Origin of the sequence: Sulfurospirillum sp. hDNRA2 (genome assembly GCF_024206095.2) — a bacterium.
Classification (GTDB): Bacteria; Campylobacterota; Campylobacteria; order Campylobacterales; family Sulfurospirillaceae; genus Sulfurospirillum.
In genome coordinates this window covers 2071512-2096563 of sequence record NZ_CP159800.1, presented here as the reverse complement: position 1 = coordinate 2096563, position 25052 = coordinate 2071512, and the positions used below count along the sequence as shown (strand labels likewise).

27 protein-coding genes and 1 riboswitch are annotated in these 25052 nt (G+C 43.5%); of the genes, 15 read left to right on the top strand and 12 right to left on the bottom strand.

All coding sequences use genetic code 11. From position 1 onward, the window contains the following. Positions 1-25: 25 nt before the first annotated feature. From NL930_RS10260 to NL930_RS10250, 3 genes are read left to right on the top strand one after another with little or no spacing between them, the layout of a single operon-like run. On the top strand, positions 26-1036 hold the full coding sequence (locus NL930_RS10260; protein WP_254376621.1) for a fatty-acid--CoA ligase: 1011 nt from the start codon (positions 26-28) through the stop codon (positions 1034-1036). Beyond that, positions 1033-1980: a tRNA-dihydrouridine synthase gene (locus tag NL930_RS10255; RefSeq protein WP_060826504.1), complete on the top strand. Its 948-nt coding sequence runs from the start codon at positions 1033-1035 to the stop codon at positions 1978-1980. Before NL930_RS10260 ends, NL930_RS10255 begins: the two co-directional genes overlap by 4 nt. Positions 1981-2015: 35 nt before the next feature. Next, positions 2016-4082, top strand: coding sequence for a diguanylate cyclase domain-containing protein (locus NL930_RS10250; protein WP_254376620.1), 2067 nt, complete (start codon positions 2016-2018; stop codon positions 4080-4082). 1 nt (position 4083) lies between these two features. Here the strand turns inward: NL930_RS10250 and NL930_RS10245 are convergent, their stop codons facing one another. The 5 genes from NL930_RS10245 to NL930_RS10225 form a co-directional block, all read right to left on the bottom strand. Continuing rightward, positions 4084-4437 carry a hypothetical protein gene (locus NL930_RS10245; RefSeq protein WP_254376619.1) on the bottom strand — a complete coding sequence of 118 codons (354 nt, stop codon included), beginning with the start codon at positions 4435-4437 and terminating at the stop codon, positions 4084-4086. Further along, positions 4434-5360, bottom strand: coding sequence for an AEC family transporter (locus tag NL930_RS10240; protein WP_254376618.1), 927 nt, complete (start codon positions 5358-5360; stop codon positions 4434-4436). Before NL930_RS10240 ends, NL930_RS10245 begins: the two co-directional genes overlap by 4 nt. Positions 5361-5366: 6 nt before the next feature. Further along, on the bottom strand, positions 5367-6236 hold the full coding sequence (locus NL930_RS10235; protein WP_254376617.1) for a hypothetical protein: 870 nt from the start codon (positions 6234-6236) through the stop codon (positions 5367-5369). After that, a complete protein-coding gene (fliN, locus tag NL930_RS10230; protein ID WP_039672309.1) occupies positions 6233-6544 on the bottom strand; it encodes a flagellar motor switch protein FliN in 312 nt (103 codons plus the stop codon). Before fliN ends, NL930_RS10235 begins: the two co-directional genes overlap by 4 nt. Before the next feature lie 98 nt (positions 6545-6642). After that, positions 6643-7407, bottom strand: a complete 765-nt coding sequence (locus NL930_RS10225) for an exodeoxyribonuclease III (protein WP_254376616.1) — start codon at positions 7405-7407, stop codon at positions 6643-6645. A gap of 106 nt (positions 7408-7513) precedes the next feature. Here NL930_RS10225 and NL930_RS10220 point away from each other — a divergent pair, with 106 nt between their 5' ends. Both NL930_RS10220 and NL930_RS10215 read left to right on the top strand, forming a co-directional pair. Further along, a complete protein-coding gene (locus tag NL930_RS10220) occupies positions 7514-7939 on the top strand; it encodes an ArsC/Spx/MgsR family protein (protein ID WP_039672311.1) in 426 nt (141 codons plus the stop codon). Next, the gene (locus NL930_RS10215) at positions 7924-8223 is read left to right on the top strand and encodes a hypothetical protein (protein WP_039672312.1); all 300 of its coding nucleotides are present in this window, start codon (positions 7924-7926) and stop codon (positions 8221-8223) included. The genes NL930_RS10220 and NL930_RS10215 overlap by 16 nt, the downstream gene beginning before the upstream one ends. Here the strand turns inward: NL930_RS10215 and NL930_RS10210 are convergent. Then, complete coding sequence (locus NL930_RS10210; protein ID WP_254376615.1) at positions 8220-9146, bottom strand: AEC family transporter; 927 nt, start codon at positions 9144-9146, stop codon at positions 8220-8222. The genes NL930_RS10215 and NL930_RS10210 overlap by 4 nt on opposite strands. Before the next feature lie 102 nt (positions 9147-9248). Here NL930_RS10210 and NL930_RS10205 point away from each other — a divergent pair, with 102 nt between their 5' ends. Beyond that, positions 9249-9731 carry a HugZ family protein gene (locus NL930_RS10205; RefSeq protein ID WP_254376614.1) on the top strand — a complete coding sequence of 161 codons (483 nt, stop codon included), beginning with the start codon at positions 9249-9251 and terminating at the stop codon, positions 9729-9731. A gap of 54 nt (positions 9732-9785) precedes the next feature. Here the strand turns inward: NL930_RS10205 and NL930_RS10200 are convergent, their stop codons facing one another. Next, entirely contained in the window at positions 9786-10313 is a 528-nt protein-coding gene (locus tag NL930_RS10200; protein ID WP_254376613.1) for a GNAT family N-acetyltransferase, read from the bottom strand. 269 nt (positions 10314-10582) lie between these two features. Further along, a complete protein-coding gene (locus tag NL930_RS10195) occupies positions 10583-11509 on the bottom strand; it encodes an AEC family transporter (RefSeq protein ID WP_254376612.1) in 927 nt (308 codons plus the stop codon). A gap of 130 nt (positions 11510-11639) precedes the next feature. Between NL930_RS10195 and NL930_RS10190 the strand changes: the two genes are divergently transcribed. From NL930_RS10190 to NL930_RS10175, 4 genes are all read left to right on the top strand, one after another. Next, positions 11640-12254, top strand: a complete 615-nt coding sequence (locus NL930_RS10190; protein ID WP_254376611.1) for a LysE family translocator — start codon at positions 11640-11642, stop codon at positions 12252-12254. 120 nt (positions 12255-12374) lie between these two features. Continuing rightward, positions 12375-12860, top strand: a complete 486-nt coding sequence (locus NL930_RS10185) for a HugZ family protein (RefSeq protein WP_254376610.1) — start codon at positions 12375-12377, stop codon at positions 12858-12860. A 58-nt stretch (positions 12861-12918) separates the two neighbouring features. After that, positions 12919-13200, top strand: coding sequence for a BrnT family toxin (locus NL930_RS10180; RefSeq protein WP_254376609.1), 282 nt, complete (start codon positions 12919-12921; stop codon positions 13198-13200). Further along, a complete protein-coding gene (locus NL930_RS10175) occupies positions 13197-13487 on the top strand; it encodes a hypothetical protein (protein ID WP_254376608.1) in 291 nt (96 codons plus the stop codon). Before NL930_RS10180 ends, NL930_RS10175 begins: the two co-directional genes overlap by 4 nt. Before the next feature lie 93 nt (positions 13488-13580). On the opposite strand, the gene NL930_RS10170 is transcribed toward NL930_RS10175, so the two are convergent. The 4 genes from NL930_RS10170 to thiC form a co-directional block, all read right to left on the bottom strand. Next, on the bottom strand, positions 13581-14243 hold the full coding sequence (locus NL930_RS10170; RefSeq protein WP_254376607.1) for a hypothetical protein: 663 nt from the start codon (positions 14241-14243) through the stop codon (positions 13581-13583). A gap of 10 nt (positions 14244-14253) precedes the next feature. Next, entirely contained in the window at positions 14254-14685 is a 432-nt protein-coding gene (locus tag NL930_RS10165) for a DUF488 family protein (RefSeq protein ID WP_254376606.1), read from the bottom strand. Beyond that, the gene (locus NL930_RS10160) at positions 14685-15302 is read right to left on the bottom strand and encodes a DUF488 family protein (RefSeq protein WP_254376605.1); all 618 of its coding nucleotides are present in this window, start codon (positions 15300-15302) and stop codon (positions 14685-14687) included. Before NL930_RS10160 ends, NL930_RS10165 begins: the two co-directional genes overlap by 1 nt. A 156-nt stretch (positions 15303-15458) precedes the next feature. Then, positions 15459-17327, bottom strand: coding sequence for a phosphomethylpyrimidine synthase ThiC (thiC, locus tag NL930_RS10155; RefSeq protein WP_254376604.1), 1869 nt, complete (start codon positions 17325-17327; stop codon positions 15459-15461). Next, positions 17326-17441, bottom strand: a riboswitch (TPP riboswitch). It overlaps the preceding gene by 2 nt. A 173-nt stretch (positions 17442-17614) precedes the next feature. On the opposite strand from thiC, the gene NL930_RS10150 reads away from it, so the two are divergent. From NL930_RS10150 to NL930_RS10130, 5 genes are all read left to right on the top strand, one after another. Further along, positions 17615-18364, top strand: a complete 750-nt coding sequence (locus tag NL930_RS10150; RefSeq protein ID WP_254376603.1) for a sulfite exporter TauE/SafE family protein — start codon at positions 17615-17617, stop codon at positions 18362-18364. Beyond that, positions 18361-21183, top strand: a complete 2823-nt coding sequence (gene uvrA / locus NL930_RS10145; RefSeq protein ID WP_254376602.1) for an excinuclease ABC subunit UvrA — start codon at positions 18361-18363, stop codon at positions 21181-21183. Before NL930_RS10150 ends, uvrA begins: the two co-directional genes overlap by 4 nt. A gap of 146 nt (positions 21184-21329) precedes the next feature. Continuing rightward, entirely contained in the window at positions 21330-22664 is a 1335-nt protein-coding gene (locus tag NL930_RS10140) for a cation:dicarboxylate symporter family transporter (RefSeq protein WP_254376973.1), read from the top strand. 158 nt (positions 22665-22822) lie between these two features. Next, positions 22823-24139, top strand: a complete 1317-nt coding sequence (locus tag NL930_RS10135; protein WP_254376601.1) for a cation:dicarboxylate symporter family transporter — start codon at positions 22823-22825, stop codon at positions 24137-24139. A 90-nt stretch (positions 24140-24229) separates the two neighbouring features. Next, entirely contained in the window at positions 24230-25039 is an 810-nt protein-coding gene (locus NL930_RS10130) for an HDOD domain-containing protein (RefSeq protein WP_254376600.1), read from the top strand. Positions 25040-25052: the final 13 nt, after the last annotated feature.

Here is a 25052-nt window from a genome sequence, read left to right as displayed (position 1 = left end):
AAAATTATTCTAAAAGTAGGAAAAGATGGGCATTAAACGTTATATCCTTTTATCACTGATTTATATGGTGGCTCTTGGGCTTTACGTATATAGCTTTAGCGCTGAAAGCTATGCGCTGACGCTTTTGGGAGTCTCTTTAAACTTACCGGTGGCATTATGGATTACGATTCCCGTATTGGTTCTCGTCTTAGGATCGATCGTTCATCTCGTTTTCTACAATTTTAAAGATTTCCTCTACAAACGTGCACTTAAAAAGGATTTTGAGTTGTTTCAAGAAGCGGCAAAAAATCGTATTTTAGGCGAAGAAGTAACGCATAATTATAAAACGGACGGATTCAAATTCGCAGGACGCGTATTAAGCTGTATGCGATTCGATCCGACTTTGCCGACCTCTTTTATCGAAGAAGAGGTTGCAAAGGCGTGTGCGTTGACGGTGAGTATCGAAAACGGTAATTACGAAGATATGAAAAAATACCGTTTAGCGAAAACCAATCCTTTAGCCGTTAAAAATACGATCAACCGATTGAGCGTAGAGCCGAAATTTGCGACGGAAGTTTTGAAAAATTGTAAAGACCTCCAAAGCGAGTTATGTCAAAAAGCCTATAACGCGCTTTTAAATTTTGCCAGTTTCAATGAAATCAAACGCTACGATTTCGCTACCGATAAAAAAGCGTTTCGCCGTATGATGGAGCGTTATTTGGACGCGGATGATAGTTTTGATATGGATTTAAAATCCATCGAAGATATGCTCGACCAATGCGCGGCGGATAGGATCGATTATTTGGACCTTGCCCGCGAAATTAAAGCCAAACTCTCTCCCGATGCTTTAATCGCCTTGTTCGAAAAACTGTACAATACCAAAGGAAGCGTTGCGGCCGATGCGTATTTGTATGTTTTATACGATCTTCAAATGATCGATAAAATTCGTGAGATTTTAGTCAATTCCGATCGTGACGAGTTTGTGCGATTTAAAACCGTCCTCTTTTTAAGGGATAACGCTAAAAGCATTGATATTGACGCCTTTCTTCGCGTATGAGTTATGAGATAGATTTTGAGCGGGGCATTTTAGCCCTTGCTCCGCTTGCCGGTTTTACCGATCTTCCGTTTCGTTCCGTCGTCAAAAAATTCGGCGCAGACGTGACTTTCTCCGAAATGATCAGCGCCAACGCCTTAAAACACCATTCGGCAAAAACGTTTAAAATGCTAACGAAATCGCCGTTGGAAACTCCCTATATCGTACAGATTGCCGGCTCGGATTTAGCGGTCATTAAAGAAGCGGTTTTGATGCTAAACGACATCGAAGGCATCGACGGTATCGATCTTAATTGCGGTTGTCCCGTACCAAAAGTCGTTTCTCAAGACGCGGGTTCGTCGCTACTGCTCAATCTTCCTCATATGCAAAAAATCATCGAAACGATCAAAACGCATTCGAACAAACGCTATACCAGCGCGAAAGTTCGCTTGGGATTTACGACGAAAATCCCTGAGACGATTGCCAAAGCCTGCGAAGAAGCGGGGGTCGATTTTATGAGTATTCACGGCAGAACCCGTTCGGGCGGATATAAAGCGGAAGTGGATTATGAAGCGATTGCACGGGCACGTGCATCGGTTCGCATTCCCGTTATTGCCAACGGAGACATTACCGACTACGAAAAAGCCTTACATGTCAAAGCGGTAACAGGGTGCAATAGCCTGATGATCGGGCGTGGGGCGGTGGGAAATCCGTGGATTTTTTACCAAATCAAACACGCACTTCCTTTTGTCGATAAAACGAAAATTTTGGAGATCGTCTCCGAACATTTTGATGCCATGATCGAGGTTTACGGAAGACAGGGCGTTTCGCTTTTTCGAAAGCATTTGCACACCTATTCCAAAGGCTTTCGAGAAGCTTCGGAATTTCGCGACCGCGTCAATCGAATCGACGACGTCGACGCGATGCGCGAAGCTATTGACTTTTTCTTTACAAATGCACTATCATAAGGATTCGTTAGCGTAAAAACTCTTGAGGAAGAGCTATGTTACAGGGATTACGGGCACGTAGCATTTTACTGAGTATCGTAGCTTTTCTTATCTTAGGCAGTATCAGCCTTGCCTTTACCTATCAGTTAACGCGGGATCTCAGACTGACGTTCGGTGAAAAATATGCGATCGAACATGCTCTTCGACACAGTCAACGCATTGCCGATATGCTTGCTCTCAATATTCGTCTAGCCGAACATACTACGACCTCGGATGCTTTGCATCGATGGTTGTCGAACGAGTCGGATGAAACGGCGAAAGAAGAGAGTTTAAAACTTCTTAACGACTCGCTTCGTATGGCAAAAGCTGATAGTTGGTTTGTTGCCTTTGCCGGCAGTGAACATTTTTATTACGAAGATATTAACCGCAGTTATCACGCCTTTCAACCGCTGAAAAAGCTCTCCTCTTCCAACACGAACGACGGGTGGTTTTACCATACGATGCGCTCGGCAGATACCTTCAATTTAAATATCGACTACGACGAGGCGGTTAAAGCGACGAAGTTATGGATGAATATCCTTGTTCGCACGGAACAAAATGCTTTGGGCGTTACGGGTTTTGGGATTGATCTTGCACAATTTATCGATGCGTATGTTTTAACAAAAACTCAAGGCTTTCAAGCGATTATTTTAAATAAACAAGGTGTGATCCTCGGGCACCCCGACTTTAGCAAAGTCACGCATAACGTTCACACGAGCGCGTCAAATACGTGGAAGACTATTTGGCCGTATCTTGATACGAAGAGCCAAAAAGAGCTTCGCCGTTACATGCAAGACCTTCCTTCTCATGCATCGGATGTTTTTACATGTAAATTGCGATACGATGGAAAAGAGTATACGGTGGCGTTGGCATATATGCCCTACGTGGATTGGATAGGACTTTCGATGGTCGACGTGAGCACGCTTTTGACGCTGTACGATATGCGTATGGCATTTACGGTGTTGATCGTTTTGGGGTGTTTGAGTGCTTGGATCGCTTACGTTCTTTCTCAGTCGTATCTCTTAACCCCGATTCGCTATCTTAGCTCCGTCGTGAAAGCCGTGCGTGCGGGTGATTATACGCAAAGAGCACCCTTGAATAAAGAAACCGATGAACTCTCGGCGCTGAGCCGCGACGTTAATGCCATGATCGATATGGTGCAAGAAGCTCAAAGTGCAACGATTCAAAGGTATCGTTGGTTGGCGGAAAATTCGCATGACGTTATCTGGGTGATGGGCGTGGACGGCAAATTTGTTTATGTCAGTCCTTCCGTGAAACGATTACGCGGATTTAGCGCGGAAGAAGTGATGGAGCAATCGTTTGAAGAGGTTATTTGCGAAGGATCGCGGCAAACGGTTTTGCATCTCATGGAAATGGCGATCATGGAAGCGGCAAACGGTGTGATTCTTGACGCTAAAACCGTTTTAGTCGAACAACCGTGTAAAGACGGCAACACGGTTTGGACGGAAGTCAATGCTCGTCTGGTCGTTAATCAACAAGACGGCTCCATGCAGTTTATCGGCATTACGCGCGATATTACGGAACGTTTGGCGGCAGAAGAGGAGATCAAAAAGCTAGCATTTTACGACCCTTTGACGCACCTTGCCAACCGAAGGCTTTTTGTGGATAAGTTGGAAAGTAGCCTTGTTACATGCAAAAAAGAGCATACGTTCGCAGGCGTCATTTTCCTTGACTTGGATGATTTTAAGCCTTTGAACGATACGTACGGGCATCAAGCCGGCGATGAACTGCTCATCGAAGTTGCACGTCGCTTAAGGGAAACGGTTCGTACAACGGATACCGTAGGACGTTTCGGCGGCGACGAATTTGTGATTTTAGTGACGCAATTAGGCTTTACCCGCGAGGAAGCTTTCCCTACGGTTACGCGCATAGCGCACCAAATCGCCGCGCTCATCGCGCAACCGTACCCGCTTTTGTCAACCGAGTATACGCTCAGTGCTAGCATCGGCGTCTTGCTTTTTAATGAGAATCAAAACGATGCAAAAACGATTCTTGATGAAGCCGATAGCGTGATGTATCGAGCAAAAGATGCGGGTAAAGCGTGCGTGATCGTCCAAGTATAATCTAATATCCGTCGTCAAAGCCGCGCGTTTTATGCTTTTCTTTTTTGTAGCTACCGCGGTATTTCTCTTTTTCCAACAAGTTCGCCTCTTTTAAAAGACGTTTATGTGCGGCATCTTTGTCGGCATTTTGGGTTTCTATCGTCGAGACGACAAAATTGGCGTAGGCTTCGAGCGTATGCGTGTAAGTTGAATCGAGCCGCACGGCTTGCACTTTGTGTAAAGTTTTGAGACTTTTTTGCGCACGTTTGACAAACAGATCGTAATCAAACTGTTCGTTTTTCAGCGCACTGACGCAACTGCTTAAGAAACGCTCTAACGCGCGAATGTATTTTACTCTGGCTTCTTTATCGTTCATGGCAGATTCACGATATTTAAAAAGTGTAACAACTGGCTAACGAGAATAAAAAACGGAATAAACACCAAAGACGTAACAAAGACGAGCATCGTAACGTCTAGCGGCTTGCATTCGTACAGTGCCGCCAAGTTGACGTTGGTAACGGCTAAGGGAACGATCAACTCCAAAAAGATCAAAGTCGCGACTATCGGCTCCAAATCAAGAGCGTAAAATAAAATAGCACCTGCGATCAGCGGCGTCAGTAAAAACTTAATCATTCCGACATGTAAGACCAATGTGACGTTCATGCTTTTGAGATGAATGTTGTAAAGGTACATGCCAAAGACGATCAACTGAATGACCATCGTACAGTACGCGCCCATTTCCATGGAACGCATCAGTGCCGGATGAAAACGCACGCCGGAAAAATTAAGGATCAACGCTAAAAACGCAAACCAGATGACGGGAAGTTTAACGATATTAAAAAGCGACTCTTTGATGCTAAAGTTGCCGCGTGAATAGAAAAAGACGCCGAGCGTATAGACGATAAAAACGTTGCTAATATTGATCATGCTGGTGTAGATAATGGATGCGTCGCCAAAAAGCGCAATACCCAAAGGAATACCTAAATTGCCCGTATTGCCGATAATGACACAAATCGTGACAATCGATTTTTCTTTGATGTCGGTAAAGAAAAGACGTGCGATAACAAAGCTCACCAAAACGCAAAAGAGTGAAATCGCCACATACCAAAACGGTACTTGAAGCAACGATAAGTCGATTGGACGGGAAGAGAGTCCCCAAAACGAGAGCATCGGTTGCAAAAAGTAGATGGAAAGCAACACCATGCCTTTTTCGTTCATCTCTTCTTTGAGCACTTTTTTGGACATAAAGCCTAAAAGGATAAAGGCATAAATCGACAGAATGGAGATAGCGATCGTCATCGAGGCTTAATGCTCTGCCTCTTCAAAAGGAGGGTAATCCGCTGAAGCTTTATTTTTGTAAGTGCTAAGTTTGTTATCTTGCAGTTTCAAGTAGTCGTCCAAACGCCTACGATTTTCCTCAAAGACTTTTTCAAAATCGTTGTCGTCTTTGACTTCGCCGTTTTGAAATTTTTCCAAAAGAACGTTGGTATTTCCGGTCATAACGAGGTAACGAATGCTACCGTATTCAAATAAAACAACGCTGTTTTGCGTATCGAGCTGTTTTTTATGCAGCAAATTGACCTCTTGACCGACACCCGTTTTAGGGTTAAAAAGCCAAGATTTCCCCGCTCCGCCGCTTTTTGCGGGACGAATCGTTCGTACGCCGATGCGACGTTTGATCCAGAACATCAACGCAATTAAAAACAGTAAAACGATAATAACGACGATATAGCGCGTATCGATCAAATCGCTTGTCGGGCTCGAAGACGAAGGCGAAAGCGATGGAGCGGCGGCTTCGGTATCGGACGTTTTGGCTTGCATAATACTTCCGCGAATGCGAAGACCAAAGCCGTCGACGGTTTTAGAGGCGACGACGCTGATGCGTTTATCGCTTTTGAGCACCACTTTAAGGGCATTGTTTTTTTCCGGAATAATCACGAGCTCTTGAATAATCGCCGAGTTGATACTCTTCTCGATCATCTTGTCGTAGCCTAAATCGTTAATCGTTAACGTAATGGAAGACGCATCGTTTTTTTGCGAAATACTGCCTTCGTGCGGCGCGTCAAACGAGAGCATCACATCGACGCGATCGCTTCTTTCATAGACGTTGTAGGTTAAAAGGTTGGAAGCGCAAAGCCAAGAGGAAAGAGCAAACAGAACGTATAAAAGTCTCATAGGCTCTCTTTTTTAAAGTATTGGATAACGGTTTTGGAGTCTAAAATCTCGTTAATACGAATGGCAAGGTTTTTTTCGTAAACCATCACTTCGCCTTTACCGAAAATCTTTCCGTTGATGTAAAGTTCGACGCTCTCTCCCGCAGGTTTTTCCAAGTCGATGACCGAGCCTTTTTCCAGTTTTAAAAGTCTTTGAATCGTGATATGCGTCGTTCCAAGCTCCGCTACGAAATCGACACTGATATCTAAAAGATTTTCAAATCCGGAGAGCAGTTTGCGTGCGACGTACTCTTGATCGGCTGCGTCCAATGTTATTCCTTTGAAGCTTCGTTAGCGTAATAAAGCAAAAACTCTTCCAAAACCTTTGGTAATGCTCTTATTATAATGGATTTTGTTTAAAGTATCGATTAAAGTTCGATGTCGATTCCGACGGGACAGTGGTCGGAGCCTTGAATCTCGGGCAAAATAAACGCATCTTTGAGTCTTGGCGCAAGTTCTTCGGAGATGAAAAAGTAGTCGATTCTCCAGCCCACGTTTCTGCTTCTCGCTCCCGCGCGGTACGACCACCACGAGTAAGCATCTTTTTGATCGCCGTGAACGTGACGAAACGTATCGACGTAACCTACATGTAAAAGCGTGTCGATCCATGCGCGTTCAACGGGTAAAAAGCCCGAAGTATTTTCGTTGGCTTTGGGGTGGGCGAGGTCTATTTCGCGGTGGGCGGTGTTGACGTCGCCGCAAACAATGATACTTTTGCCTTGTTTGCGAAGCGTTTGCATGTGCTCCAAAAAGTCGGCGTAAAAGCGCATTTTGTGTGCGAGGCGTTCTTCGCTTTGTTGTCCGTTGGGAAAATAGACGTTAAACAAGACCGTGTCGCCGAAACGGTGTTCCAATATTCTTCCTTCTTCGGTATGATCGATCTGTAGGTCGGTTGAGGTATCCGCAAAAGGGATGCGCGAAAGGCTCATCGTCCCCGAGTAGCCTTTTTTCTTTGCGGAGTTTACGTAACGATGCGTGAGCGGATGAGTAAAAAGATCGGTCGGGATTTGTTCGTATTCGGCTTTGATCTCTTGCAAGCATAAAATATCGGGTTGGTAGGTGTCGACCCACGAAAATGCATTTTTCGAGGCGACGGCGCGAATGCCGTTGACGTTCCACGAGATGAGTTTCATCAAAAATCCTTTCTAAAAACGTTGCGTATCTTAACACGCGATCTTTTAAAACGACCTATAGCGGCATACAATTTGCATAAGTCCCTCCAAAGCAAAGGAGCAAACGATGGTCTTTACGCCTCACCGACGAATCGTCTTTTACGAAAAAACGGGTTGTAGCGGCAATGCCCGCCAAAAGGCACTTTTACGTGAATACGGGATAGAGATTGAGGTACGTAGTTTGTTGGAAACTCCGTGGGACAAGCCTACGCTTGAGGCCTTTTTTGAAGGGCTTACGCCGCGTGAGATGCTCAATCCGTTTGCGCCGCAACTTAAAGACGGTACGTTTAAGCTTGCAGAGTATACGAAAGAGAGCCTGATCGAAGCGATGATACGCACACCGATTTTGATTCGCCGTCCGCTCCTTCAAATAGGCGACGTAAAGCTCTGCGGTTTTGATATTGCGCGCCTGAACGAACTCTTACATGTCACGATGCCCGTACCCGAAAATATCAACGCCTGTTTAAGCAGTGACGCATGCAACAATGCTTAGAATACATTTGTCGGGAATTTGAAAAAGTCAAGGACTATTTGCATCGACCGACGCGTGAAAAAGAGCGGATCATCGACAACCTTTTTGCCAATTTTATGCAGTGCTTTTCGGAGTACCCGTTTGAAAAAAAACGCTATCCTAAAGAGTTTTTGGAAGCGGCAAATCTCTACAACGCAGGCGATGCGGTAGTACGTCAACGCTTTGCGGACATCGGGATGCGCTATTTGCTCTTAAGCGATTTTTACGATTACGTGAAGATTACGCATCTTGATCGCAAGGTTTAAGCAAAACTGCCCAGCGAAAAAGCGGAGAGTATAAAGGCGGCGAGCATTAAAAACGGGATAAACCATAGCGACGTAAAAAAGATAAGGCTCGCCACGTCGAGTGCCCGACAGTCGTAGAGCGCGGCAAGGTTGACGTTGACGACGGCGAGCGGAACGATGAGTTCCAAGAAAAGCACCGAAGCGACAAACGGCGTGATCGGTAAAACGAAAAAGAGCAACCATACCGTCAAGACGGGCATTAAAACGAATTTGAGCAGATGTACGTGCCATAAGAGTTTGACGTTGAGCTCTTTGAGTTTGACGTTATAAAGGTACATACCGAAAATCATCAACTGAATGACGATCATGCTGTACGCTCCCATCTCCAACGACTGAAACAAAACGGGATGAATGCGAACCCCCGAAAAATTTAACGCAAGTGCCAGCATCGCCGCCCAAATAATCGGCAGTTTAAAGATATTGACGAATGCTTGTCGCAGGCTTGAGCTCCCCGCCGAATAGAAAAAAACGCCCAGCGTGTAGGTCATGAGGGTGTTTGCGACGCTGATCATACTGGTGTAGATGATGGACTCTTCTCCCAAAAGGGCGATACCTAAAGGAATGCCGAGGTTTCCCGTATTGTTCAAAGCCGAGGCAATCGTCATAATCGAACGCTCTTTTTTGTCGTTGAAAAAAAGTCGAGCAATGAAAAAGCCGAGCGCAATCGTTAGAAACGAAAACACAAGATAGTACGCCGGAACTTTGAGCAAGTCTAGACTGATAGGTTTGGTCGAAAGCCCCCAAAACGAGAACATCGGATGCAAAAAATAGACCGAGAGGATGACCATACCGCGCTCGGAGAGCTCGTCTTTGAAAATTTTTTTGGCGACGTACCCGAGCACGATAAAAACGTAAATTGCCGAAACGGAAAGCACGATGTTCATAAGTCAGCTTTACATGTCAAGATGTGAAAGAGGTATTGTAACGCAATTTTGCATCTTCATTTATGCTTTCGTGCTACAATGAAACGAAAAAAAAGAGTCTGGATGAAAAATTTTATAGCCGGCATTCAAACCGCCATCATCGGCACACTTGACGCGAAAGGAGCTCCTTTTAGCTCTTACGCACCTTACATGTACGATCAAAACCGTTTTTACGTTTATATCTCCGATATTGCAACACACGCCAAAAATATTCAAGCTAACCCCAAAGCTTCACTTTTCTTCGTGGAAGATGAGGGTATAACGGAGAATTTATTTGCCAGAAAGCGCGTCTCATTGCAGTGCGATAGTGTAAAAATAGCGCGAGGCAGTGAACGTTTTGAGGAAGTTTTAAGTCTGTTTGCAGAGAAATTTGATGCCAAAATGGTCGCAACGTTGAAAAAGATGACCGACTTTAATCTCTACGAATTCAAAGTGACGTACGGTGAAGCGACGTTTGGGTTTGGTAAAGCGTACTTCATCGGTGGAGAAAATATGGACGAACTGGTCGAGCGAACGGGAGATAATCCGCATCATGAGGTGAAGTGAAAAGTTTTACATGTAAAGGGTAAAGTTAAACGCTGAGCCATTTTTTTTCTCAAGTTATTTCATTATTTTTTCAAATCGGAAAAAATCTTCACTTACTGGGATATTCTGGTCATCCGGGAAATGCGTATCTATGTGATGTTTATTGAAGTATTCAACAATATGAAAACCACATTTATTGACATAAAAATGGATGTTGCGTTTCTCAAAATAAGGCGTATGTGTTTCCCAAACTTTTGTTTTAGGGTGCCTTTCTTCGATAGCTTTCCATGCTTGCGTACCCATGCCTTTGCCGTGTGCATTGACGCAGATAAAGAAGAAAGAGAGTGCATTGTGTTGGGTGAGTTCATTGATGGTTACGACCGCACCACCTACTTTTTCCCCGTTGGAGAGAATATGATAAATAACCGCACCCGATTCATTGAAAGAGGCTTCAATATCTTCATCTGAGGGAATCGGACCATCTAGTGTGGAACCAAACGTTTCAACCACTGCCACAGCAAAGGATGCTTGTAGGTCTTTTTTAAATTTGGGTAGTTCTTCTTTTTTTGCAATAGCCAATGTAACGCTATTTTCAATAATCATCTTCATGCCCTTCATAAAACTGTTTTACATGTAAAGTTGTTTTCGTGGTATTATAACGCAAGAAGTGTGAGGGAGTCATTGTTTTGAAGAGCTCATTTTTTAGATGCGTGGAGAAGTTAAAAGTCAAGCTCCGACCCCTTTTGTGCGACCCCTTTTGTGCGGATACCATTGACATTCCAAGAGATAAGTTTCATAAGATGTTCCTTTATTTGAGTGGAAAATCGTAGCATAGGCTTCTTGAAAGAGGACTTTACATGTAAGGAGATGTTTTAGCCAAAATGCTCAATGCCAAAAAAGCTCAAGGCAAAACTAACAATTAGCAAAAAAGGTACAAAAAGCAGTGAAGTGAAAAGAATGAGGCTTGCAACATCTACAGGCTTGCAGTCATACAGTGCGGCAATATTCACGTTGGTAACGGCGAGTGGAACGATGAGTTCTAAGAAAATCACCGAAGCAACAAACGGCTCAAGTGGAAGCACAAAAAAGAGTACCCATACCGTCATGATGGGCATAATGACAAACTTGATGAGGTTTACATGTAAAAGAAGTTTGAAGTTGAGTTCACCCAGTTTCATGTTGTAAAGGTACATACCAAAAATCATCAGCTGAAGCACAACGGTGCAGTAAGCACCCATTTCCAACGACTTGAAAAGTGTCGGGTGAATGACAACGCCTGTAAAGTTGAGCACCATCGCAAGCATCGCCGCCCAGATGACGGGCAGTTTAAAAATGTTCAAAAATGCTTGCTTCATGCTCGACGTACCAGCTGAGTAAAAAAAGACCCCCAGCGTGTAAGTCATAAGGGTATTGGCAACGCTCATCATGCTGGTGTAAATGATGGACTCTTGCCCAAAGATAGCGATGCCTAGAGGAATGCCTAAATTTCCCGTGTTGTTGATCGCCGTAGCGATGGTCATGATGGAGCGCTCTTTGACATCTTCAAAGAATATTCTTGCAAAAATAAAGCTTACCGCAATGGTCAAAAGTGAAAAAAGCACATAGTAAAGTGGTACTTGCAACAGTTCTAGGCTGATAGGTTTTGTGGAAAGCCCCCAAAACGAAAAGATAGGGTGCAGAAAATAGACCGAGAGAATGACCATACCACGTTCTGCTAATTCATCTTTGAAGATTTTTTTGGCAATGTAGCCGAGTAAAATGAAGACATAAATGGCGAGAATCGAGAGTGCTATGTTCATAGTAAAGCTTTACATGTAAAGCTTTTTAAAAAGGTATTGTAACGCAAATGGAAAGAAAGAGGTTATACTTTTTAAGATGTTTTGCGTTAGAGTACCCACAGTGGTTAATCTTTGAGTGAGGGTGGTAGTGATGAGTCTTTATCTGTTGTTTTTAGTTATGGCAACTTTAACCGTTTTAAGCCCAGGTCCTGGTGTCGTCATGACCCTTACGAACGCACTGCGCTATGGAGTGAAAGGTACCGTAGGTGGTATTTTGGGGATTGCTTTTGGGGCACTTCTTATTGCAGCTATTTCTGCGACCAGCCTTGGAATCGTCTTGGCAACTTCTGCGCTTCTCTTTACGGTTTTAAAGTTTATTGGGGCATTGTATCTTTTGTATCTTGGGCTTAAATTGTGGAAGGCACCACCGCTTAATTTAAATGCAGGCGATCTTCATAAGGCAAGTTTTAGCAAGCGTTTTTTTGAAGGTTTGTCTTTACAACTAACCAATCCTAAAGCAATTTTCTTTTTTCTCTCCATCTTCCCACAATTTATAGATAAAAATGAAGTTCACTACATTATGCAATTTTCAATTTTGGTTTTAACTTATAGTTCACTGGTTATTCTTATCCATTGTTTGTACGCTTTTTTTGCTCGTAAAGCACGCACTTGGCTCACCTCTGAACGAGGAGGAAGGTTAATCAACAAAGGCGCAAGTATAACGTTCATGTTCTTTGGCTTTTCACTTGCAACCGCAAAACAATAGTCCCATTCTTTTTTACATGTAAAGATTTTAGTAACGCAAATTGAAGCGAATGTTTTAATTTTTAGGGCACTTTAGCCCTTTAGTCGTAGCATGATAAAATGAAATCAAAAAAGAGAATTCATGAAACATTTTATCGCCAAGATTCAAACCGCCATCATCGGCACGCTGGATAAAAACAGCCACCCTTTTAGCTCATATGCACCTTATGTGTACGACATCAACCGCTTTTACGTTTACATCTCAGACATCGCCACTCACGCCAAAAACCTTCAAAGAAACCCAAAAGCATCGCTTTTTTTTGTGGAAGATGAGAGTAAAACAGAGAATGTGTTTGCACGAAAGCGTGTGAGTTTGCAATGCGATAGCCAAAAAATTGAGCGAGGCAGTAAGCGTTTTGAAGCGGTGCTAGACTTATTTGCCCAAAGGTTTGATGGAAAAATGGTGAGTACGCTTAAAAAGATGACGGACTTTAATCTCTACGAATTTAAAGTGACGTATGGCGAAGCGACGTTTGGGTTTGGCAAGGCGTATTTCGTGGGCGGGGAACATATGGACGAACTCATACCCAGAGGCGAAGCAAATCCGCATCATGGAACAGTCAAATAGTGTATTGACAAAACATCTACAAAATACTAAAATATTTCATCAACGATAAGGAAAAAGTGTGGATAAAATCATTCGTTGGGATGAAGCAAAAAATCAACTCTTGCAACTTCAACGAGGGGTCAGTTTTGAAGAGGTGCTTGAGAGAATTGAGCAAGGTAACATTTTAAATCGCCTCGTGCATCCTAACTATGAAAAATACCCGCATCAAGAGATTTTTGTTGTTGAGATGAAAAGCTACATTTGGTATGTTCCGTTCGTAGAAAATGAGAGTGAAATATTTTTAAAGACCATAATTCCCAGTCGAAAACTGGTCAAAGAGTTTGGAGGTAAAAAACAATGAAAACAAAAAAAATAGTCCTAGATGCCGAAGAAGCTGAACTCCTTAGTGAAATCGAAGCAGGTGAATGGCGTGAAAAACCTTTAGATAAACAAGCGTTAAGTACGTACCAAAACCATGCCAAATACACGAAATCATTGAATGAAAAAAGGCAAACCACCATTCGTTTTTCCGTCAGCGACCTAGCCGTTCTCAAAGCAAAATCCAAAGAGCTTGGCATCGGCTACCAAAACCTCATTCAAGCGTTGGTGCATAACTATGTTAAGGGTGATATTAAGTTAGAGGTGTGAGGGTTTAAGCTTTACATGTAAAGGGGAAGAGAGTAAAAAGTTAAAAGTTTAGCCCTGACCCTTGTTTTCCTTTCACTTCTTTTAGTCTTTTGATTAAATTATAGCTGCAATAATTTTGTAATAAAATCCGCGAAATTCTTCACCGAGACTTAAGCATATATAAACATCCTTAAGTTCATAGTTTCCAACAGCTTTTTCTTTATATTCACCCCAAATTTTTGGGTCAGTAATAGTTAGTCCTTCATATTTCACTTTATTATATGTAAATGAACCTCGTAATTTACGTTTTTCTTCGCTGTCAATTGTTTCAGTGCTCACTTGTAAACTTAATGCATCAATTTTAATTAAATAAAGTGATTGTGTAATGATAATTTCTTTTGAAGTAACAAGCTTTGATGTTAAACGGTTCGTATTCGTACTGGCATCTAGCCAGATATTTTGTGGTGCATCAACGTATTGCGCAAGATCATTTCTTTCAATTTTAAAGTTTGAAGTCCATTTCTCTTTCGATATTAAATAATTTTCTGGTTGTTGTGTTAAAGGAACATGCTTTGAAAATTCCATTGTGATTTTATCTAAAGGCTTTACTTTCCAATTGTTCTCTTTATTTACATATGACGACTGTTCATCTGATAAAGCTTCTCCAGCATCATTACTAACAGGTCTTACCCATTCTTTGGTATGAATATCTTTGCCAGCTACACAATGCAGATGATGTTTAACTGAATTTGCTAAAATTACTAAAGTTCTACTCATTTTAATGCCTTTATAAGTGTTTAATCTTTACGTTTTCGACATATTTCGCAATATATTCTACTGCCAACCGTCGATGGCACTGTTTAGCCGTTGGTTCACTGCACAACAAAACTGCATTTTCAAATTCCATAATAGATATATTTTTCAAAATATCTCTATTTACTAAAATTTGGTTGTATTGTTTTTCATACTCTAACCAATCAATTACTTTATTTTGATATCCATTTAAAAGCTCTTTTGTTGGCGCGAATTCCATTTTATACTCATAGGTAATATTATGAATCTTTAACAAATAGGGCAAATGTTTTGCATTCGCAAAACCTGCTAGTTGGGATTGGTTATTTAACCTAATATCAATTAATTTTATTACACCATTTTGAAGTAATGACGTAAAAAACTCTTCTGCACTTTTTTGAGTATACCCGATAGTAAATAGGTTCATTATTCGTCATCCCCTTCATTTGTAATGGCATTGTAGGCAATATCTATATTTCTTAATTCGTATGCTAATTTTAGTTGCTCTTCAATACTAACATTTGGGTGGAATAAATCGACAACTGGAATTTTTTTTTCATATTTTTTTAGTAATCTTTGTTCAAGTTCTTTATGTGGGATAATCTTATCAGGATAGATATGGTTGATATTAATTAATATCTTAGATAAGAACTCTGAAATCAGTCCAAATCTATGACAATCAAATGCCTCTTTTTCTGAACACATCAAAGAAATGTTATATCCCTTGTCGATACCTCTTTCTAATCTTAGAATACCATCTTGAAAATTTTTGGTTTCTTGAACCTTTTTAAAATTTACTTTTCCATCATCAAAAAGGAGATTTTTATCTTCGTATCTTGCACCTAACATATCTCCCATATAAATATAACAGATTGCATTTTGTTTCAAATACTGTTTTAATAACTCTTTATTATATTGTGGTGCAAATTTACTGTATGGAGTACTTCGCACATCTACAATAGTATTAATTTGGTTTTGTTTTAACAATCCTCCAAATTCTTCAATTTTATATATTGAATGCCCAATGGTATAAATTGTCTTCACAAATTTCCTTTTATTAGATAATTTTGGGATAAGTTTATCATAAGTCAGCTCACAAGATGGTTCAGTAAGATATTGAAGAATAAATGACGTGTTTGTCTTAATAATTGAATAATGCTAGTTTTAGATTAAGCCCTTGATTTCAAGGGCTTAATCTATTTACTGATAAATCTGTCCACCGCTCTCTTTAAAGTGTTCTGCTTGTTCTTCCAAACCTTTTTTAAGCGCAACACTGACATCATCCGTACCGATTTTTGCGGCGTAGTCACGTACATCTTGTGAGATTTTCATGGAGCAAAATTTTGGTCCACACATTGAGCAGAAGTGGGCGACTTTTGCACTCTCGACTGGCAAAGTTTTGTCGTGGTATTCGCGAGCCCTATCTGGGTCGAAGCCGATGTTAAACTGGTCGTACCAACGAAACTCAAAACGGGCTTTACTCATGGCGTTGTCGCGGATTTGCGCTCCTGGGAAACCTTTGGCAAGATCAGCGGCGTGGGCGGCAATTTTGTAGGCGATGATGCCTTCTTTCACGTCTTCACGGTTTGGCAAGCCTAAGTGCTCTTTTGGTGTGACGTAGCAGAGCATTGCTGTGCCGTACCAGCCGATTTGTGCCGCACCGATGGCTGAGGTGATGTGGTCATAGCCTGGAGCGACATCGGTCACTAGGGGTCCGAGGGTATAGAAGGGTGCTTCAAAACAGTCTTCTAACTCTTTGGTCATGTTCTCTTTTATCATCTGCATCGGCACGTGCCCGGGACCTTCGATCATCACTTGTACATCGTGTTTCCAAGCGATTTTGGTGAGTTCTCCCAAGGTTTCAAGTTCGGCAAATTGTGCTTCATCGTTGGCATCGTAGAGTGAGCCAGGGCGTAAGCCATCTCCGAGTGAAAAGGCGACATCGTAGGCTTTCATGATGTCACAGATTTCTTCAAAATGGGTGTAGAGGAAGTTCTCTTTATGGTGGTGCAGACACCATTTTGCCATGATGCTCCCCCCTCGTGAGACGATACCCGTTAAGCGTTTTGCGGTCATGGGTACATACGCTAATCGAACGCCTGCGTGAATGGTGAAGTAGTCCACACCTTGTTCGGCTTGCTCAATAAGCGTGTCACGGAATACTTCCCATGTAAGGTCTTCTGCGATGCCGTGAACTTTTTCTAACGCTTGATAAATCGGCACCGTGCCGATGGGTACAGCGGAGTTTCTTAGTATCCACTCTCTGGTTTCGTGGATGTTCTTACCTGTCGATAAGTCCATGACCGTATCGCCACCCCATCTCGTTGACCAGAGCATCTTCTCAACTTCTTCTTCGATGGAGGAAGTGGTGGCGGAGTTGCCGATATTGGCGTTGATTTTTACCATGAAGTTACGACCTATTATCATCGGTTCGGCTTCGGGGTGATTGACATTTAAAGGTAGGACGGCTCTGCCTGCGGCAATCTCTTGGCGGACAAATTCAGGCGTATAAATTTCTGGCAAATTTGCCCCAAAATGTTCACCCTTGTGTTGCTTGCCTAAAAGTTTGTTTTGGCGAGCCACTTCAAGGTTGCAGTTTTCACGAATGGCGACGTACTCCATCTCAGGGGTGATGATGCCCGCACGGGCGTAGTGCATTTGAGTGATGTTTTTGCCCGCTTTTGCACGGCGTGGTTTTTTAAGGTTGGGGAAGCGTAGGGCGTTTAGTTCTTGGTCATCGTGACGTTTATGAAAATAGATGGAGCTAAAATCGGCTAGTTGCTCCGTGTCATTTCGCTCCTCTATCCATTTCGCACGAATGGGTTTTAAGCCTTGATGCAAGTCGATGGTGACATTGGGATCAGTGTAAACGCCTGAAGTATCGTATACATGTAAAGGTGGATTTTCCTCCACTTTACCATCACCAAAAGCGGTGGCACTAAGGGTGATTTCACGCATCGGGACTTGAATGTCGGGACGTGAGCCTTGAATGTAAATTTTACGAGAACTTGGGAAGTTTTGAATGTAAGATGAATCTATTTTTTCAAGATTATCGAGGACTTTAGACATGGGTTTATCTCCTTATTTCCTACGCCGGCATTACCCGGATCAGGTTCGTGAAGCCACATTAATGGACTTCTTGGGGTATGATCTCAGCTTTTTACAGCACCCCCACAGACAACGGTATGGTTAAAGAAAAAGATTATACGCAAGGGAACTTAAACGGCGCGTAAGATGAGAACTTAGGTCTCGTCTTTTTTCAGTACGTTTCTTTTTGAAAAGGATCACGTTTGTTTTTAAATCGTTTATTAAGAGGGGTTCGAGTAAAATAGATCACTTCTTAAAAAGCGGGATAGATGGAAATAGGATTTGGACTTTTAGGCGTTTTTGTGGGTTTTGCTTCCGGTTTTTTCGGTATCGGGGGAGGAACGCTTTTAGTGCCTATTTTTCTTTACATGGGCTACGACATCAAAACCGCCATCGGTATTTCGGTCATGCAGATGATCTTTAGTTCTATATTCGGTTCGTATCACAATCACAAAGCCGGTATGTTGGCATTAAACAGCGGATTCGTTTTAGGGCTAGGGGCTTTTATCGGTGCGGCATTCAGCGGTATGATCGTCGATAAGCTTTCCCACTTGACGCTTTTGATCGTTTTTGGGGCTATTTTAGTGATGTCTATCTATAAAATGTTCACGGTAACGTTTGAAGTGCCTTTACAGCCCGTCGAATCTAAGGGGCTTTTATTGCTTATCGGTGTGATTGTGGGGGCGATATCGATCAGTACGGGAACGGGAGGTGCAATTTTCTTGACACCCGCTTTGGTCGGATTTTTGCATTGGGATATTAAAAAAGCGGTCGGTACGACGTTGTTTTTCGTCATTTTCGGCTCAATTTCGGGGTTTGCCAGTTTGGCGATGCATGGTTACGTGGAGTATCACGTGGGGACGGCGGTGAGTATAGGTTCGGTCATTGGCGTATATTTCGGCGTCAAAGCGTCACATCGCATTGAAAAAAAGATGCAAAGACGGGCATTATTGATCCTCTACGTCGTTATGTTTGTTTTAACCTTCAATAAAATTTTAAGCGAGATGAATGTTTTATGATCAAAATATACGGTGCAAAAGAGAACAATCTTAAAAATATCAACTTAGAGATTCCCAAAAATAAACTGGTCGTTTTTACGGGACTGAGCGGAAGCGGTAAAAGTACCTTGGCGTTCGATACGCTCTATGCCGAAGGGCAACGTCGTTATATCGAGTCGCTCTCCTCGTATGCCAGACAGTTTTTAGATCGCGTGGGCAAACCCGACGTCGAGAAGATCGAGGGTTTGACGCCCGCGATCGCGATTGATCAAAAAACCACGAGCAAAAATCCGCGCTCAACCGTGGGGACGATTACCGAGATTTACGACTATCTGCGGTTGCTTTACGCGCGCGTCGGGAAGCAGCATTGTCATATTTGCGGTCAAGAAATCTCGCAAATGTCGGTAGCGGATATTATCGAACAGGTTTTAAAATTGCCCGTAGAGACGAAGCTCTCGATCTTAGCGCCGTTGGTACGCGAGAAAAAGGGCAGTTTTGCCGATATGATCGAATCGTTGCGCCATAAAGGTTACGTGCGTGCTTTGATCGACGGCGTGATGGTACGGCTCGATGAAGAGATCGAACTTCTTAAAACCAAAAAACATACGATTAAAGTCATTATCGACCGCGTCGTCATTCGAGAAGAAAATCGTGATCGTATCGCCACCGACATTGAAAAAGCCCTTTTGGAGAGTTACGGCGAAGTCGAGCTTGACATCGCCAATGCCGAAGAAGTTGGACTTCTTGTTTCGCATATTCATTACAGCGAACATTTGGCGTGTTTTGACTGTAAAATCAGTTTTGAGCCGCTAGAACCGCTTTCGTTTTCGTTCAATTCTCCCAAAGGCGCATGTCCTACATGTGATGGATTAGGGATTCGCTACACGCTGGATTTGAAGAAAATTATTAATGAAAACGTGAGCATCGACGAAGGGGCGATTCGTATTTTTTACGGCTTTAACAAAAGCTTTTACGCCAAATTTTTAGAGGCGTATTGCCAAGCGGCGGGTATTAATACGCGCATTCCTTACGAAGAGCTCGAAGAGCACCAAAAGCGTGCCATTTTGCACGGCGGCGTCGAAGAAGCGACTTTCTTTTGGAAAAAGCATAAGCTCGTACGAAAATGGGAAGGCGTCATTAAAATTGCCTACGAGATGCTTAAAGACGAAAAAGAGCTCGGCGAATACATGAGCGAAAAGGTGTGCGACACGTGCGGCGGACATCGCTTACGTAAAGAGAGTCTTGCGGTACGCGTTGCCGGAAAACGTATCTCCGACATCTTGGAGCTTCCGATCGATCAATGTTTGGAATTCTTTAAAAACAATGAAAATTTTTCGTATATGTCGGCACAACAAACGATGATTGCCGCACCGATTTTAAAAGAGATCAAAGAGCGACTCTTTTTCTTATTTGACGTAGGCTTAGGCTACATCAGTCTCGGGCGCGATGCACGAACCATTAGCGGCGGCGAAGCGCAACGCATCCGCATCGCGTCGCAAATCGGAAGCGGCTTGACGGGTGTCATGTACGTTTTAGACGAGCCGAGCATCGGACTTCACGAACGCGATACGCTTAAACTCATCCGAACCTTACGCAATTTGCAGAAAAAAGGCAACTCCGTGATTGTCGTCGAACACGACAAAGAGACGATCAAAACGGCGGATTTTGTGGTGGATATTGGTCCGGGGGCCGGAAAATTCGGCGGTGAAATTGTTTTTGCGGGAACGAACGAAGCGCTTTTAACCAGTAATAGTCTCACCGCGCAGTACATCAACGGAACAAAAACGATCGATTATCGCCAGAACAGGGCACAAGAGCGTTGGATCGAGCTCAATCACGTCAGTATTAATAACATTCACGACTTAGACGTTAAAATTCCTTTAGGAAACCTCGTCGCGATTACGGGCGTGAGCGGTAGCGGTAAAAGTTCGTTGATTCTTCAAACCTTGCTTCCGGTCGCCAAAGAGTACCTTAATCGCGCTAAGAAGATCAATAAAGTCGCCGGCGTCGAATGCATAGGACTCGATCAACTCGATAAAGTCATCTACCTCGATCAAAGTCCGATCGGCAGAACGCCGCGCTCCAATCCTGCGACCTATACGGGCGTGATGGACGAAATCCGTGCCTTATTCGCCAAAACCAAAGAGGCACAGATTCGCGGATACAGCGTCGGGCGTTTTTCGTTTAACGTCAAAGGCGGAAGGTGCGAAAAGTGTCAAGGCGACGGCGAAATCAAGATCGAAATGCACTTTTTACCCGACATCATGGTCAAGTGCGACAGTTGTAAAGGGCAACGCTACAACGCCCAAACGCTAGAGATCAAATACAAAGGCAAATCTATTGCCGACGTTTTGGACATGAGCGTGGACGAAGCCCATGACTTTTTCAAAGCGATTCCGAAAATTAACCAAAAGATTCAAACGTTGGTCGACGTCGGTTTGGGATACATCACGCTTGGACAAAACGCCGTGACGCTGAGCGGCGGCGAGGCGCAACGCATTAAACTGGCTAAGGAACTTAGCAAAAAAGATACGGGCAATACGTTGTATGTTTTAGACGAACCGACGACCGGATTGCACTTCGCCGACGTCGACCGTTTGGTCAAAGTGTTACATCATTTAACAGATATGGGTAACAGCGTTTTGGTCATCGAGCACAACATGGATGTGATCAAAAATGCCGATTATCTTATCGATATGGGGCCTGAAGGCGGAAGCTACGGAGGGCGTATAATCGCGATGGGAACGCCGTTTGAAGTTGCAAGTAACGCCGAAAAATCGGGAAGCTATACGGGTAAATTTTTAGGAATGGAGATGGGTCTTTCAAACGAAAACGTTTAAACGTTTCTTTTTGAAACATTATTTTAAAAATAAAAAGCTCTAAAAGTCAAAGAAATGTCCTCTACATAAGATCGACATAACTGTTCATTATAATCGCTTTTGATCGAAACTTAATGAAAGGACATTTCTTGGAAGCAACAGCATCTATGGCGAGTAGCGTAGGCTCCTTGGAAGAGACAAAGAAAAAAGATTGGAAAAGCTATACCGTTAAAAGTTTAGCGTTTTGGGTTATCGTTGCAATTATTGCGGGTATTATCTTCGGGACGGTCGATCCTAAATTGGCGGTTCAAGCCAAACCGGGAATCGATTGGTTTATCCAAGCGTTGAAATGGTTGGTCGGACCGATTATCTTTTTAACGATTATTTCGGGTATCATCGGTTTGGAGAGCCTGAAAGAGGTTGGCTCTATCGGTTTAAAAGCGTTTATCTATTTTGAAATCGTCAGCACCTTCGCTCTTGCGATCGGCGTGTTATTCGGCAATTTCTTTGGTCCAGGACACGGAATGAATTTCGACGTCAACTCCTTGGATGCCAAAAGCGTTGACAAATACACCCATTCGACTCAAGACGTCGGTTCGTTTTGGTCGATTTTGAAAAATGCGATTCCCAGCGATCCTCTAACGCCTTTTTTAAACGGCAATACCTTACAGGTTTTGGTCATGGCGTTGGTCTTGGCGATTTTAATTTCGGCGTTCGGAGGCAAGTACAAACCGGCTATCCTTAAACCATTAGAAGTTGCGCAAGGATTTTTCTTTAAAATCTTGACGATTTTAATGTGGTTAAGTCCGGTTGCGAGCTTTAGTGCGATGGCATTTTTGATCGGCAAATTCGGTCTCGCTTCTTTGATCGGTATGGCAAGTTTGCTGGGGGTTATGTTGATCTCCGTTTTAGCGTTTATCTTCGGAATTTTAGGCATTATCTTATGGTTCTTCAAAATCAACGTCTTTAAATTTATGCGTTTTATCGCTAAAGAAGTCTTGATCGTATTTGCGACCTCTTCGAGCGAATCGGCGTTGGCTCCGTTGATGAAACGTTTGGAAGCTGCGGGCGTGAGCCGCGGAACGACGGGCTTGGTTATTCCTACGGGCTATTCGTTTAACTTGGATTGTACGAACATTTACCTTTCGCTTTCGATTATCTTCTTGTCGCAGGCATTCGGTATTCCTTTAACGCTTGGCGAAGAGTTGAGTATTATTTTGATCTTAATGGTTACCTCAAAAGGGGCCGTGGGCGTGACGGGTTCAGGGTTTATCGTTCTAGCCGGTACGCTTTCGGCGATGGGCGGTGCGATTCCGGTCGTGACCGTAGCGGCACTTTTGGGCGTGGATAAGTTTATGAGCGAGATGCGCGCGGTGGGAAATCTTTGCGGTAACGCGGTTGCCGCGGTCGTCGTCGGTGCATGGGACAAACAGATCGATATGGAAAAATTCCGTTATGCGCTCGATCACCCCGAATCCGTGGAAGACGCTATTCCGGGTTGATGCTTTTACGCCTTTAAAATGCTCGTGAGGGAATGTTACCGTTCGCCTCACGGGTACCTCTTTTTTTACCTCTTTTGACGCTCTTTTAGTTAAAAAATCTCATTTAAATCTCTTTTGCTATGCCATAATCAAATCAGTTTATCATTAAAGGGTTTGTGTTGGAAAAAACATCGTTTAAAGATTGGAAACGTTATACGATTAAAAGTTTAGCGTTTTGGGTTGTGGTCGGCATTGTTGCCGGAATTACGCTGGGTATGCTCAATCCGAGCTTGGCGGTTCAAGCCAAACCCGGCATCGATTGGTTTATCCAAGCGTTGAAATGGTTGGTCGGACCGATTATCTTTTTAACGATTATTTCGGGTATCGTCGGTTTGGAAAGCCTGAAAGAGGTTGGCTCCATCGGTTTAAAAGCGTTTATCTACTTTGAAGTCGTCAGCACCTTCGCCCTTGCAATCGGTATTTTATTCGGCAATCTTTTGAAGCCGGGACACGGAATGCATCTGGACGTCGAGTCTTTGGACGTCTCCGCGGTTTCAAGCTTTACCGCTAACGCTTCTTCGCAAACCGGCTCGGTTTGGGGCATTTTAAAAAGTGCGATTCCGACTGATCCGATTACGCCGTTTCTTCACGGCAATACGTTGCAGGTGTTAGTCATGGCGTTGGTCATCGCAATCGGCATTGCCGCGTTTGGAGAAAAATACAAAGAGGCGATTCTCGCTCCTTTGGAGAAAGTTCAAAACGTTTTCTTTAAAATCTTGACGATTTTGATGTGGCTCAGCCCTGTTGCTAGCTTTAGTGCGATGGCGTTCTTGATCGGCAAATTCGGTATTGCTTCTTTGATCGGTATGGCAAGTTTGCTTGGCGTTATGTTGATCTCCGTATTGGCGTTTTTATTCGGTGTTTTAGGTATCATCTTATGGTTTTATAAGATCAACGTCTTTAAATTTATGCGTTTTATCGCTAAAGAAGTCTTGATCGTATTTGCGACCTCTTCGAGCGAATCGGCGTTGGCTCCGTTGATGAAACGTTTGGAAGCCGCGGGCGTGAGCCGCGGAACGACTGGGTTGGTGATTCCTACGGGCTATTCATTTAACTTGGATTGTACGAACATTTACCTTTCGCTTTCGATTATTTTCTTGGCACAGGCTTTCGGTATTCCGCTCACGCTTTCGCATGAACTCAGCATCATTTTTATTTTGATGGTTGCGTCCAAAGGGGCTGTTGGCGTGACGGGTTCGGGCTTTATCGTGCTTGCCGGTACGCTTTCGGCGATGGGAGACGTGATTCCCGTAGCGACCGTAGCGGTACTTTTGGGTGTGGATAAGTTTATGAGCGAGATGCGTGCGGTGGGAAATCTTTGCGGTAACGCGGTTGCCGCGGTCGTCGTCGGTGCATGGGACAAACAGATCGATATGGAAAAATTCCGTTATGCGCTCGATCACCCCGAATCCGTGGAAGACGCTATTCCGGGTTGATACGATTCTTTCGTCTCGATGGGGCTTAGCCTCATCGGGATTTCAACAAAAGCGCGCTATAATCTATTTAAATCCTTCGAAAGAGACGGCATGTTAAAAGAAATAGCGGAGCGAATTCGCGCGTTACCTCCTTTACCCAAAACGTTTACGCAGATCAATGCGCTTTTTCGTGACGAACAGGCCAGTATCGCCGATTTGGCAAAATTGATCGAAGAAGACCCGATGCTTATCGCCAATCTTCTCAAAGTCGCCAACTCCCCTTTGTACGGTTTTCGCCGTGAAATCAAAAGCGTCTTACAAGCAGTCGGGCTTTTCGGTATGTCGACGACGCACTCGTTGGTACTTGACATGTCAATCAAAAAACTCTTAAGCGTCGATCTCGTACCGTATGCGATTTCGCCCGAAGAGTTCGCGCAGCTTTCGCACATGCAAAGCATGTTGATCTCTAAGTGGTACAAAAACGTCGATGCGGCTAGCGTTGATTTTCTCTTTTTATGTGCGTTGCTGCAAGAGAGCGGTAAAATCCTCATTGCCGACGAAATCGCAAAAAACGATGAGACGTATGCGTTTCGGTCCGAGCTTGAAAACGCGTTAAGCGTCGCGGACGTAGAGCACATGTTTGTCGGTGTTACGAGCAGCGAAGTTTCGGCGTTGATTTTCGAGCATTGGAAATTCGATAAACGAATGATCGAAGCCATTCGGTTTACCGAAAGGACGCAAGATGCACCCGCGACGATTCGCGCACAGAGCATCGCTTTAAAAATCGTCAAGACCGCCGTTGCGATTAACGCGCCTTTGAGCGAACGCAATATCAATCTAGCACTTATGCTTCTTAACAAAGAAGGTTTAGATTCCGCACCGTTTTTGGAAGCGGTCGAATCCATCAAAGCTTCATTTTAAACGCCCATATGCA

Coding starts and splice junctions, on each gene's coding strand:
- NL930_RS10245 (WP_254376619.1), bottom strand. CDS start 4,437: ATGAACGATAAAGAAGCCAGAGTAAAATACATTCGCGCGTTAGAGCGT.
- NL930_RS10200 (WP_254376613.1), bottom strand. CDS start 10,313: ATGATTATTGAAAATAGCGTTACATTGGCTATTGCAAAAAAAGAAGAA.
- NL930_RS10130 (WP_254376600.1), top strand. CDS start 24,230: ATGTTAAAAGAAATAGCGGAGCGAATTCGCGCGTTACCTCCTTTACCC.
- NL930_RS10260 (WP_254376621.1), top strand. CDS start 26: ATGGGCATTAAACGTTATATCCTTTTATCACTGATTTATATGGTGGCT.
- NL930_RS10205 (WP_254376614.1), top strand. CDS start 9,249: ATGAAAAATTTTATAGCCGGCATTCAAACCGCCATCATCGGCACACTT.
- NL930_RS10255 (WP_060826504.1), top strand. CDS start 1,033: ATGAGTTATGAGATAGATTTTGAGCGGGGCATTTTAGCCCTTGCTCCG.
- NL930_RS10140 (WP_254376973.1), top strand. CDS start 21,330: ATGGCGAGTAGCGTAGGCTCCTTGGAAGAGACAAAGAAAAAAGATTGG.
- NL930_RS10170 (WP_254376607.1), bottom strand. CDS start 14,243: ATGAGTAGAACTTTAGTAATTTTAGCAAATTCAGTTAAACATCATCTG.
- thiC (WP_254376604.1), bottom strand. CDS start 17,327: ATGTCTAAAGTCCTCGATAATCTTGAAAAAATAGATTCATCTTACATT.
- NL930_RS10195 (WP_254376612.1), bottom strand. CDS start 11,509: ATGAACATAGCACTCTCGATTCTCGCCATTTATGTCTTCATTTTACTC.
- NL930_RS10240 (WP_254376618.1), bottom strand. CDS start 5,360: ATGACGATCGCTATCTCCATTCTGTCGATTTATGCCTTTATCCTTTTA.
- NL930_RS10220 (WP_039672311.1), top strand. CDS start 7,514: ATGGTCTTTACGCCTCACCGACGAATCGTCTTTTACGAAAAAACGGGT.
- NL930_RS10165 (WP_254376606.1), bottom strand. CDS start 14,685: ATGAACCTATTTACTATCGGGTATACTCAAAAAAGTGCAGAAGAGTTT.
- NL930_RS10210 (WP_254376615.1), bottom strand. CDS start 9,146: ATGAACATCGTGCTTTCCGTTTCGGCAATTTACGTTTTTATCGTGCTC.
- NL930_RS10235 (WP_254376617.1), bottom strand. CDS start 6,236: ATGAGACTTTTATACGTTCTGTTTGCTCTTTCCTCTTGGCTTTGCGCT.
- NL930_RS10215 (WP_039672312.1), top strand. CDS start 7,924: ATGCAACAATGCTTAGAATACATTTGTCGGGAATTTGAAAAAGTCAAG.
- uvrA (WP_254376602.1), top strand. CDS start 18,361: ATGATCAAAATATACGGTGCAAAAGAGAACAATCTTAAAAATATCAAC.
- NL930_RS10185 (WP_254376610.1), top strand. CDS start 12,375: ATGAAACATTTTATCGCCAAGATTCAAACCGCCATCATCGGCACGCTG.
- NL930_RS10225 (WP_254376616.1), bottom strand. CDS start 7,407: ATGAAACTCATCTCGTGGAACGTCAACGGCATTCGCGCCGTCGCCTCG.
- NL930_RS10190 (WP_254376611.1), top strand. CDS start 11,640: ATGAGTCTTTATCTGTTGTTTTTAGTTATGGCAACTTTAACCGTTTTA.
- NL930_RS10150 (WP_254376603.1), top strand. CDS start 17,615: ATGGAAATAGGATTTGGACTTTTAGGCGTTTTTGTGGGTTTTGCTTCC.
- NL930_RS10175 (WP_254376608.1), top strand. CDS start 13,197: ATGAAAACAAAAAAAATAGTCCTAGATGCCGAAGAAGCTGAACTCCTT.
- NL930_RS10250 (WP_254376620.1), top strand. CDS start 2,016: ATGTTACAGGGATTACGGGCACGTAGCATTTTACTGAGTATCGTAGCT.